Genomic DNA, 12096 nt, shown 5'->3' with positions numbered 1-12096 from the left:
ACACATTCATATCAGCATTTAATTACATTAAACCTTTTAAGCTTTGAGTTTCACTAATGTTATTTAACCAAATTTGATTCGGTCTTTCAATTTTATTGTTTTTTATTAATTCTTATAAGCTGATTGCTTTGGTTATTTGTCAAATTAGGGGCCCAATACCAATTAATCTGAAAAGCTTTTAATCGAGATTTGGGACTAAAATTGAGATCTCGCCAATCAATAATTCCAACAAAGAATCTTCGAACTATGCTGCGTTTTTTATAAATTGTCCATTCGTAAATTTAATCATGTATATTAGCATTTTATTTCTTTCTTTTTAATACAATCTGAAATTAGGTTCATCAAGTATTTTGCACTAATTTCTAATAGATATACCACTCTGTGAAGTTGCAATTTTTGTTTCTCCTTACTTTCAATTCCATAACTTCTTATAATTTTCTCTTAAAAATCATTCTCCCCAATAAGTTGATCTACCTGTTCGTAAAGCTTCTATATACGATTAATATTTTTATTTTTTTGGTTTCTTTATCTAAGATTCAAGTTTATTCTCAATAGAATCCCGGCTTTTGTATATAAATGCCAACCTTAAATCAAAATTTTTAGATAGCTCTCCAATGTAGAAAGAATCCTTTCAGATACAAAAAGTCTACTTTAGCTTTGAATTCAAATAAAAACTTTTACTTTATTTCTTTGAAATAGCGTTAAATCTAATTGTTGTTCAGTTTATCTTTCCTTGATAAATTATAAAAATCATCAATCATATTTTTTCATTGCATTTTTTTCTCCTTCTAAGCGGAATTAAATTTTATTTATGTGGATCTTAAATAATAAAATAAAATATTTGTAAAACCGAATATACGGTTTTTTTAAAAATAATCAATCCTATACCTTTGTAATCAAAGATCTTAACTAATCATGGATAAATATTCCTACATTTCCAATGCGCATGTGGCTTACATTGATGAGTTGTATGCGGAATATAAAAACAACCCAGATTCAATAGACCCAAGTTGGAAGAGTTTTTTTGATGGCTTTGATTTTGCCATTACCAGATTTGGCGAAGATGAAGAAGGTGGTGCAGTAAAGGTTACTACAGCTAACGGTGAAAGTAAACCTGCAGTAAATGGTGCTTTGGCTACCCGAGGTACCATTATGGATATGGAACAATTGCCCAAAGAGATCAAAGTGAGGGCATTGATCCATGCGTACAGGTCTAGGGCACACCTGCGATCCAAGACAAATCCTGTGAGAGAAAGGAGGGACAGAAAAGCGCTGATTGATCTTGAAGATTTCGGTTTGGACCAAAATGATCTGAATACTGAGTTCCAGGCTGGAAATGAAATAGGAATAGGAAGTGCCAAACTCTCAAAAATAGTAGATTCCCTAAAAATTATTTACGAAGGAGCTATTGGCTTTGAATACCTTTACATAAGGGATCCTGAGATGTTGGATTGGTTGAAGACCAAAGTCGAAAAAGAAGCTTTGGCATTTAATCCTTCAGTAGAAGAAAAGAAAAGAATTCTTTTCAAATTGAACCAGGCCGTTGTATTTGAGAACTTTCTTCATACCAAGTATTTAGGACAAAAGAGATTTTCCCTTGAAGGAGGAGAAAGCACCATCCCATTCCTGGATGCAGTGATCAATACTGCAGCTGATTATGGCGTAGAAGAAGTCATGATCGGGATGGCACACAGAGGACGTCTCAATGTTCTGGCCAATATCATGGGCAAAACTTATGAGCAGATTTTCTCTGAATTTGAAGGTACTGCCAAGCCTGACCTTACTATGGGTGATGGGGATGTGAAATACCACATGGGTTATTCATCCGATATCATTACCACAGGTGATAAAAAGGTCAACCTTAAATTGGCTCCGAACCCTTCACATTTGGAGGCCGTGGATCCTGTAGTGGAGGGTTTTATCCGTGCAAAAATTGATTCGCAGCATAAAGGAAATTCCAAAAAAGCACTACCTATCTTGGTACATGGGGATGCCGCTGTTGCCGGTCAGGGTATCGTGTATGAAGTTACACAGATGGCCGGACTGAAAGGATATAATACAGGTGGTACTATCCATTTTGTTATCAATAACCAAGTTGGATTCACTACTGATTTTGATGATGCCAGAACATCCATCTATTGTACTGATGTGGCCAAAATCATAGATGCACCTGTCATCCACGTTAATGGGGACAATGCTGAGGCAGTAGTTTTTGCTGCCAAATTAGCGGCTGAGTTCCGTCAGAAATTTGACAAGGATATTTTTGTGGACATGGTCTGCTACAGAAGACATGGACACAATGAGTCTGATGAACCGAAATTCACCCAACCTGAATTATATAATATCATTTCCAAGCATCCAAACCCAAGAGAAATCTATGTAAAAAGGTTAACAGAAAGGGGAGATATAGATGCTAAGATTGCGAAACAAATGGATGAAGAATTCCGTCAGCTTTTGCAAGATAGGTTGAATATGGTGAAAGAAAAGCCACTTCCCTACCAGTTTACTAAATTCGAAAAGGCCTGGTTGGAACTGAGAAAATCCACTCCGCAGGATTTTGAAAAATCTCCCGAAACAGGTATCAGTTTAGAGGTCGTGGAGAAAGTGGCAGATGCCCTGACTTCCATCCCAAAAGGCTTCAAGCCAATAAAGCAAATTGAAGTGCAGTTGAAGCAAAGGAAGGACATGTTTTTCCAGTCCAAATCCCTCAACTGGGCAGCGGCTGAATTGCTTGCCTATGGATCATTATTGTTGGACGGTAAAACGGTAAGGATTACTGGTCAGGATGTACAAAGAGGTACATTTTCTCACAGGCATGCGGTTGTGCATGATGCCAATACCAACAAGCCTTACAATTTCCTAAAAGAGCTAAAAGACAGCAAAGCCCAGTTCCATATTTACAACTCCCTGCTTTCTGAATATGCCGTTTTGGGATTTGAGTATGGGTATGCCATGGCCAACCCTCATTCCTTAGCCATTTGGGAAGCACAATTTGGTGATTTTGCCAACGGTGCACAGACCATGATAGACCAATTTATCTCCTCCGCAGAATCTAAGTGGGGCAAAATGAACGGAATGGTATTGTTATTGCCGCATGGTTATGAAGGTCAGGGGCCTGAGCACTCCAATGCCAGGCCGGAGAGATTCCTGCAGTTGTCAGCTGAGTACAATATCGTGGTAGCTAATATAACCGAGCCATCCAATTTCTTCCATTTGCTTAGGAGACAGCTGGCATGGGAATTCAGGAAGCCATGTATTGTAATGTCTCCAAAGTCCTTGCTAAGACATCCAAAGGTTGTTTCTCCACTTGATGAATTCACTTCAGGTAGGTTCAGGGAACTCATTCCAGATAACCTTGTGAAAGCCAAGGATGTGAAGCGTGTTGTGCTCTGTTCCGGAAAAATTTATTATGACCTGGAAGAAACCAGAGAAAAGGAAAAAGTAAAAGATGTAGCAATTATCCGTGTGGAACAACTACATCCACTTCCAAAGAAACAAATTTTGGAAACATTGAAACAATATGAAGGCGCTGAAGTAGTATGGGTACAGGAAGAGCCTGAAAACATGGGTTATTGGAATTTTATATTGAGAATGCTTTACAAAGATATTCCTATGGATGTAATCTCCAGAAAACCTTCTGCCTCTCCAGCTACAGGTTACCATAAAGTACACGTCGAAGAGCAGTCAAATATTATCAGCAAAGCGTTAAAACTTTCCTAAATAACCCCTAGTCCCGAAGCCTTTCAGGCCTCGGGAAATAGGTTTAATTTAAATTTTATCCAATTAAATTAACCTTAGGCCCGCAAATGTGGGTTTGGGGGTAAAAAAGAAAAACAATGAGCCTAGAAATGAAAGTCCCTACCGTAGGGGAATCCATCAGTGAAGTTACCATTGGACAATGGTTTAAAAAAGACGGAGACCAGGTAGCCATGGATGAAGTAATCTGTGAACTGGAATCCGATAAAGCAACATTTGAACTGAGCGCTGAACAGTCGGGAATTTTGAGAATCAAAGCGCAGGAAGGAGAAACTTTGGAAATTGGAGCCGTAATCTGCGTTATTGAGGAGGGAGCTTCTGAAACATCAAGTCCAGCTCAAGCTTCCAGTAGCCCGGCAGCTTCAACCAGCAGCTCCAGGACCGGTGAGGTAAAAGAGATGATTGTTCCAACTGTGGGCGAATCCATCACTGAGGTGACTTTGGCCAATTGGTTGAAGAAAGACGGAGATTTTGTGGAATTGGATGAGATCATTGCTGAAGTAGATTCTGATAAAGCAACATTTGAATTACCCGCAGAAGCAACAGGTATTTTGAGACATGTTGCCAATGAAGGAGATACACTCGAGATCGGTGGCTTGATCTGCAAGATTGAAGTGGTAGAAGGTGGTGCTCCAGCACAAGCTGCTGCCCCATCAGTTGCTCCGGCAGCCTCAGCAAACGCTGCTCCAGCTGGATCTCAAACATATGCCACAGGCCATGCCTCTCCTGCAGCTGCTAAAATCATTGCCGAGAAAGGCTTGAATCCAGCGGATATTGCAGGATCTGGGAAAGATGGTAGAATCACAAAAGAAGATGCTTTGACTGCACAGCCTAAACCACAGGCAGCTCCTCAAGCTGCCACTAAGCCTGCCGCTCCAAAAGCGGAGGAAGCAGCACCAGCACCAAGAGTGTTTGGTTCCAGAGAGAGCAGAAGAGAAAAGATGTCTTCTCTAAGAAGAACAGTTTCCAGAAGGTTGGTTTCTGTGAAAAACGAAACCGCCATGCTGACCACCTTCAATGAGGTGAATATGGCTCCGATTATGGAGCTCAGAAAGAAATTTAAAGATCAGTTCAAAGAGAAGCACGGTGTCAACCTTGGTTTCATGTCTTTCTTCACTAAGGCAGTTTGTGTTGCCCTTCAGGAGTGGCCTGCTGTGAATGCAATGATCGACGGCAATGAGATCGTCTACAATGATTTCTGTGATATTTCTATTGCAGTATCCGCACCAAAAGGTTTGGTAGTGCCCGTGATCAGAAACGCCGAGTCCATGAGCTTCGAACAGATCGAAAAAGAAGTGGTGAGATTGGCGACTAAAGCCAGGGACAACAAATTGTCCATTGAGGAAATGACAGGGGGAACTTTCACCATCACCAATGGAGGTATCTTCGGTTCCATGATGTCCACTCCGATCATCAATGCCCCTCAGTCTGCTATTTTGGGTATGCACAACATTGTAGAAAGACCGGTAGCTGAAAACGGGCAGGTGGTTATCCGTCCAATGATGTACCTGGCACTTTCCTATGACCACAGGATCATCGATGGCAGGGAATCTGTGAGTTTCCTCGTAAGGGTAAAACAACTCTTGGAGGATCCGACGAGGTTGTTGTTTGGAGTCTAGGGAGAGGCGAGAGACGAGAAGCGAGAGACGAGACTCTAGGAACAAGACACAAGAGATAAGACACAAGACACAAGACACAAGACACAAGAAGCAAGACTCAAGAGACAAGAAGCAAGAAGCAAGAGGGGTTACTTGTCAAATGATAGGGTTTCTAGGGAATGCTTCCCCAAGAAAGATATAAGGTCCGGTTGTCGGCCTTATATCTTTTAAATGACAAGAATTTGATATTTTACCAAGATACGGATCTAGCATCTTGTATCTAACATCTAAAAGTCTATACTATGTACGACGTAATAGTAATCGGTTCAGGGCCCGGAGGCTATGTGGCAGCGATCAGAGCTGCACAACTGGGTATGAAAACCGCCATTATTGAAAAATATCCAACCTTGGGCGGTACCTGTCTCAATGTAGGTTGTATTCCTTCCAAGGCTTTGCTCGATTCTTCGGAGCATTACCACAATGCTGCACATACTTTCAAAACCCACGGGATTAACCTCAGTGGCCTGAAAGTAGATCTCAAGCAGATGATTGCCCGCAAAGAAGATGTGGTCAAGCAAAATGTGGAAGGGATCCAGTTTTTGATGAAGAAAAACAAAATCGATGTACACCATGGTTTCGGTTCTTTTGTGGACAAGAATACCGTTAAGGTGAGCAAAGAGGATGGTTCTTCTGAGACCATTCAGGGTAAAAACATCATCATCGCCACAGGCTCCAAGCCGGCTTCTCTCCCATTTATTAAAATTGACAAGGATAGGATTATCACTTCCACAGAGGCTTTGAAGATGAAGGAAATCCCCAAACACCTGATCGTAATTGGTGGTGGGGTGATTGGCATGGAATTGGGCTCTGTTTACGGAAGATTGGGTGCCAAAGTCTCTGTGGTTGAATTTATGGATGCCATCATTCCTTCTATGGATAGGACCATGGGTAAAGAGCTTCAAAAATCATTGAAGAAACTGGGCTTTGACTTCTATCTGAAACATAAAGTGACGGCTGTTGAGAATAAAGGAAAAGAAGTAATCGTCAAAGCAGATAACGGCAAAGGTGAAATCGTGGAAATCAAGGGTGATTATGTCCTTGTTTCCATCGGTAGAAGACCTTACACAGATGGCCTGAATGCGGAGGCTGCCGGCGTGAAGGTGAACGAGAGAGGGCAAGTGGAAGTTGACGATCACCTGATAACCAATGTACCTAATATCTATGCAATCGGAGATGTGGTGAAAGGTGCCATGTTGGCACATAAAGCTGAAGAAGAAGGTGTTTTTGTAGCTGAATATATTGCTGGCCAAAAGCCACATATCAATTACCTTTTGATACCTGGTGTAGTCTATACTTGGCCTGAAGTAGCTTCAGTAGGCTATACCGAAGAGCAATTGAAGGAAAAAGGTATCAAGTACAAAGTTGGTAAGTTCCCGTTCATGGCTTCCGGAAGAGCAAGGGCTTCCATGGATACTGATGGTTTGGTAAAGGTATTGGCAGATGGCGAGACGGACGAAATCCTAGGGGTACACATGATCGGTCCTAGAACAGCCGATATGATTGCGGAAGCGGTAGTGGCTATGGAATACAGGGCTTCTGCAGAAGACATCTCCAGAATGTCCCATGCTCATCCAACTTACACAGAAGCATTCAAAGAAGCTTGTTTGGCGGCTACGGACAATAGGGCTTTGCATATTTAAGACTTGAGATACAAGACACAAGAAGTAAGACAAAAATAATTTCGAAATTTAGAAGTCGGATTGCGGAGATAGAAAATCACGAAGTGATTGGACCCACAAAGTGGTATTTGCCCCGGGTGAAACCCGGTGGTAATGGATGATATTAGTTTTCGGGAATCCCAACCCTAAAAGGGTTGAATTATCATGTCAAAAGAAAAAAAGTGTCAAGTATTTCCAGGATAAGACAAGGGAACTACCGGGTCACTTCTTGAGTATAAAAAATTTAAATTTGAAAGAAATTTCTATGACAGAACCAGGTGCTTCAAAGGCCCTGGTTTTTTTTATAAATTGTGGTGATGAAAACAGTAGAAGACATCCTCAAACTCGGTGATCCAAGGTTATATGAAACCTGCGGATCGGTCAATAAGGAAGAACTCCCCTTGGTAACGGATTGGGTGAAAGACCTGCACGAAGCCATGGAAGATATCCGAAAGCGGTATGGATTTGGGAGGGGAATTGCTGCCCCTCAATTGGGAATTATGAAGCGGCTTTTTTATCTCAACTTGGATAAACCTTATATCATCATTAACCCTGCAATCGTCCATGCAAGCGAGGAGATGTTTGAATTGTGGGATGACTGTATGAGTTTTCCCAATCTATTTGTCAAAGTGAAGAGGCATCAGTCCCTGACATTGGAATACCTGGATGAAAACTGGGAGAAACAAAGCTGGACAGTGGAAGGGGCGATTTCTGAATTGATCCAACATGAATACGACCATTTGAATGGGGTTTTGTGTACCATGCGGGCAATTGATGCGCAGAGTTTTAAGTGGAGGGTTTAGGGGGATGAGAAGAGCCAAGTAAAAAGGCAAAAGGCAAAAGTCGGATGTCTGATGTCTAATGTCGGGTTAGGCCTGAAAGGCCTTGATATCAAAGGGATGGTTGTAGTCCATCCCGTAAAAGAGAGATTTGAGAGTTTTGAACCATTCAGGAGTTAAGGGAATTAAGGGTTTCATTAAGAAGTCGGATACCAGGACCGAGCATTAATAAAATGTCCTGTGGACATTTTTAGGGAGGGGCCAGGTTGCAGGTAGGGATTTAAGAGCCAAGTAAAAAGGCAAAAGGCGGAAGTTTGATGTCGCAATAGGCCTGAAAGGCCTTGATATATAAGGGATGGTTGTAGGCCATCCCGGATGTGAAGGACCGGTTTGATGTGGGATTTCGAAAGCCCGATTTCGGAAGGGTGATGTCGGGATTTTTAAAGGCGTAATTCGAGTTTGAGATAGGTTTTGATATAATCCCCAGATTTCCCGATGTTTTTTGGAATCCATCGGGCTACTTAAAATTATTTCCCTAATTTTGCACCAATTTAGCCATAAGTATTTAACCCTCTTAAAACCTCATTTAGAATGCCTAAGGATACCAGCATCAAACACGTTCTACTTATCGGTTCAGGCCCTATCGTTATCGGACAAGCTTGCGAATTTGACTATTCAGGCTCACAGGCATCCAGGTCGCTCAGGGAAGAAGGGATCAAGGTCACACTGATCAACTCGAATCCTGCTACCATCATGACGGACCCAGTTACCGCTGACCACGTGTATTTGTTGCCCCTCGAAAAGAAATCCATTGTCAAAATCCTTCAGGAGCATCCGGACATTGATGCGGTGCTGCCTACCATGGGAGGACAAACTGCACTTAATCTCGCTATCGACTGTGATAAGGCAGGTATCTGGAAAAAATTTGGTGTCAGGATGATTGGCGTGGATATTGATGCCATTGACACAGCAGAGAACAGAGAGAAATTCAAGGCACTGATGGAGGAAATCGGTGTTGGGGTTTGTAAGGGAGATACGGCCACTTCCTTCCTTCAGGGAAAAGAAATCGCACAGGAAATAGGATTCCCTTTGATTATCCGTGCTTCCTATACTTTAGGAGGAGCAGGTGGCGCTTTCGTAGAGAAAGCAGAAGATTTTGAAAAGCTTTTAATGGCCGGCTTGCAGGCCTCCCCAGTCCACGAAGTTTTAATTGAACAAAGCATTCTCGGCTGGAAAGAGTATGAGTTGGAGGTGATGCGGGACAACCTTGGAAACATGATCGTAATCTGTTCCATTGAAAATTTTGATCCAATGGGTGTGCATACAGGTGATTCCATCACAGTGGCTCCTGCTATGACACTTCCTGATACGGTATATCAGCGTATGAGGAATTATGCCATCAAGATGATGAACAGCATAGGCAATTTTGCCGGTGGATGTAACGTTCAGTTCGCTGTAAGCCCTGATAATTCCGAGATAATTGGTATCGAAATCAACCCAAGGGTATCCAGATCCTCAGCCTTGGCATCCAAAGCTACCGGATATCCTATTGCCAAAGTGGCCGCCAAATTGGCCATTGGCTATAATTTAGATGAATTGACCAATTCCATTACAGGAACCACCTCTGCTTTCTTTGAACCTTCCATTGACTATGTGATCGTCAAAATTCCAAGATGGAATTTCGATAAATTTAAAGGTTCAGACAGAAGATTGGGCCTTTCCATGAAAGCAGTAGGAGAAGTAATGGGCATAGGCCGCAACTTCCAGGAAGCACTTCAAAAAGCCTGTCAGTCTCTTGAAATCAAGAGGAATGGATTGGGTGCAGATGGAAAAGAGCTGAAAAACCAAGAACAGCTGCTTTACAGTTTGGCCAATCCGAGTTGGAACAGACTGTTCCATGTTTATGATGCCTTCAAGTTGGGTATTTCATTCAGGACTATCCAGGACCTTACCAAGATTGATAAATGGTTCCTCAAACAAATCGAGGAACTGATCCATGTAGAAGCTGAAATTGAAAAATACAACATCGACACCCTTCCAAAGGAATTGATGGACCTTGCTAAGAAAAAAGGCTATGCAGACAGGCAGATCGCTCATTTACTTGGCTGCCTTGAGTCAGAAGTCTTCAACAAGCGTTACCATGAAATGGGTATAAAGAGGGTGTATAAATTAGTGGATACCTGCGCTGCAGAATTCGAAGCCAAGACACCTTATTATTATTCCACCTTTGGAGAAGAAAATGAATCCCAGCCGTCCAACAAAAAGAAAGTAGTGGTGCTTGGTTCAGGACCTAACCGTGTGGGTCAGGGTATTGAGTTTGACTATTCCTGCGTACATGGGGTGTTGGCAGCCAAAGAATGTGGCTACGAGACGATCATGATCAACTGTAACCCTGAGACAGTTTCCACTGATCCGGATATTTCTGATAAACTGTATTTTGAACCTGTTTTCTGGGAGCATATTTATGAGATCATCCTACAGGAAAAGCCTTTGGGAGTCATTGTTCAGCTGGGAGGTCAAACTGCCCTCAAGTTAGCTGAGAAAATGGATAAATATGGCATACCAATCATTGGAACCAGTTTTGAAGCCTTAGATCTTGCTGAAGATAGAGGGCGTTTCTCTACTTTGCTCAAAGAAAATGAAGTGCCTTATCCTGAATTCGGGACAATACATAATACAGATGAAGCACTCGAATTGTGCAAAACCATTGGTTTCCCCTTGTTGGTAAGACCATCTTATGTACTTGGGGGTCAAGGAATGAAGATTGTGATCAATGAAAAGGAACTGGAAGAGCATGTGGTAAATGTACTGAGGGACATTCCAAATAATGAAATCCTGCTCGACCATTTTTTAGAAGGTGCGATTGAAGCAGAAGCTGATGCGATATGTGATGGAGAGAATGTTTATATCATTGGCATCATGCAGCACATAGAGCCTGCCGGTATTCACTCAGGGGATTCTTATGCGGTATTGCCTCCATACAATTTAGGTGATTATGTGATGCGTCAGATTGAAACTTATACACACAAAATCGCTTTGGCTCTTAAAACAGTTGGTCTGATCAATATCCAGTTTGCCATCAAAAATGATAGGGTTTATGTAATTGAAGCCAACCCTAGGGCATCCAGAACCGTTCCTTTTATCTGTAAAGCCTACCAGGAACCTTATGTGAATTATGCAACGAAAGTGATGTTGGGTGAGAAGAAAGTGACTGATTTCAAATTTAAGCCTACCAAAAAAGGATATGCGATAAAGGAACCGGTATTCTCCTTCCATAAATTTCCTAATGTAAATAAGGAATTGGGGCCTGAAATGAAATCCACAGGGGAAGCGATCTATTTTATCGAGGACCTGATGGATGATTATTTCATGAAAATTTATGCTGAAAGAAATCTTTATTTGAGTAGATAAAATATAATTACGGAACTAGGGGAGTTTTTAAGAGACTTAAGACACAAGATACAAGACCTAAGATTTGGGCTGGAAAATCAGTTTAAACTAGGTCTTATATCTGTCTACTTATTGTTAATACTGTCTGGCGTCTAACTTCTCGCATCTAAAAGTCTAACATGGGATTTATATTTAAATTTCTTCTGATTGCCATTGCTCTATCCTGGATATTTTCCAAACTCTTGCAGTTCTTCCTAAGAAGTAAACTGAAGCAGTTTGTGGACCATGCCAATAACCTCAAAAGGGAAGAAGACCTGAGAAGAAAAGGCAAATCCGGAAATGGTGATATCAATGTAGACCATATCCCCCGGGATTATCAGGAAAAAAGAGCCAAAGAAATCAAAGGTGGAGATTACATTGATTATGAGGAAGTGAAGGATTGAGGCGAGTGATTAGAAGCGAGAGATTAGAAGCGAGAGACGAGAAATTAGAAGCAAGAAGCAAGAACAACTAAGGGCTAGGGTCTGATAATAAGCTGTCCTAAAGTCTAATGGTAGTTGTTAAGAAAGGCTCATCCTTGTCACTTCAACGGAGGAGAGGTCTGGAAAGAAGCGAGAGATAAGAAAGAGGGGAATATGAAAATGGGATTTCGGAAGGCGGATTTTGGAGTTCCGAGACACTATCCCGATAAGTGTGTAAACTTTAAATTATGATTTTATGGTCAGGTTTCAAGAAGCCTGACCCTATCACCAAATATAAGCAGGAAACTGTTAAGGATAGTACCCCAGTCTCGAATGGGCATAGTCCATTTTTTCGATGCTTCCCTTGCAGCGAGGAAAACAGACTTCATAACAG

General features: G+C 41.6%; 6 protein-coding genes and 1 pseudogene. 6 read left to right on the top strand and 1 reads right to left on the bottom strand.

All coding sequences use genetic code 11. The annotated features are described in order from the left end of the window. Window positions 1-915: 915 nt before the first annotated feature. From CLV48_RS19795 to CLV48_RS19765, 6 genes are all read left to right on the top strand, one after another. Window positions 916-3720, top strand: coding sequence for a 2-oxoglutarate dehydrogenase E1 component (locus tag CLV48_RS19795; RefSeq protein WP_106569037.1), 2805 nt, complete (start codon window positions 916-918; stop codon window positions 3718-3720). Between the two features lie 116 nt (window positions 3721-3836). Further along, window positions 3837-5375, top strand: a complete 1539-nt coding sequence (gene odhB / locus CLV48_RS19790; protein ID WP_106569036.1) for a 2-oxoglutarate dehydrogenase complex dihydrolipoyllysine-residue succinyltransferase — start codon at window positions 3837-3839, stop codon at window positions 5373-5375. 281 nt (window positions 5376-5656) lie between these two features. Further along, window positions 5657-7054, top strand: coding sequence for a dihydrolipoyl dehydrogenase (lpdA, locus tag CLV48_RS19785; RefSeq protein WP_106569035.1), 1398 nt, complete (start codon window positions 5657-5659; stop codon window positions 7052-7054). A gap of 335 nt (window positions 7055-7389) precedes the next feature. Next, on the top strand, window positions 7390-7875 hold the full coding sequence (locus CLV48_RS19775) for a peptide deformylase (protein ID WP_106569033.1): 486 nt from the start codon (window positions 7390-7392) through the stop codon (window positions 7873-7875). Window positions 7876-8442: 567 nt separating this feature from the next. Beyond that, on the top strand, window positions 8443-11262 hold the full coding sequence (gene carB / locus CLV48_RS19770) for a carbamoyl-phosphate synthase large subunit (RefSeq protein WP_106569032.1): 2820 nt from the start codon (window positions 8443-8445) through the stop codon (window positions 11260-11262). A 158-nt stretch (window positions 11263-11420) separates the two neighbouring features. Continuing rightward, window positions 11421-11684, top strand: a complete 264-nt coding sequence (locus tag CLV48_RS19765; protein ID WP_106569031.1) for a DUF4834 family protein — start codon at window positions 11421-11423, stop codon at window positions 11682-11684. A gap of 278 nt (window positions 11685-11962) precedes the next feature. On the opposite strand, the pseudogene CLV48_RS20965 reads toward CLV48_RS19765, so the two are convergent. Then, window positions 11963-12096, bottom strand: a pseudogene (locus tag CLV48_RS20965) (IS256 family transposase); the annotation flags it as partial.

This window comes from Cecembia rubra, assembly GCF_003014575.1.
GTDB classification, from domain to species: Bacteria; Bacteroidota; Bacteroidia; order Cytophagales; family Cyclobacteriaceae; genus Cecembia_A; species Cecembia_A rubra.
Note: the sequence above shows the minus strand (reverse complement) of the source record. Positions and strands in the feature narration are given on the sequence as shown.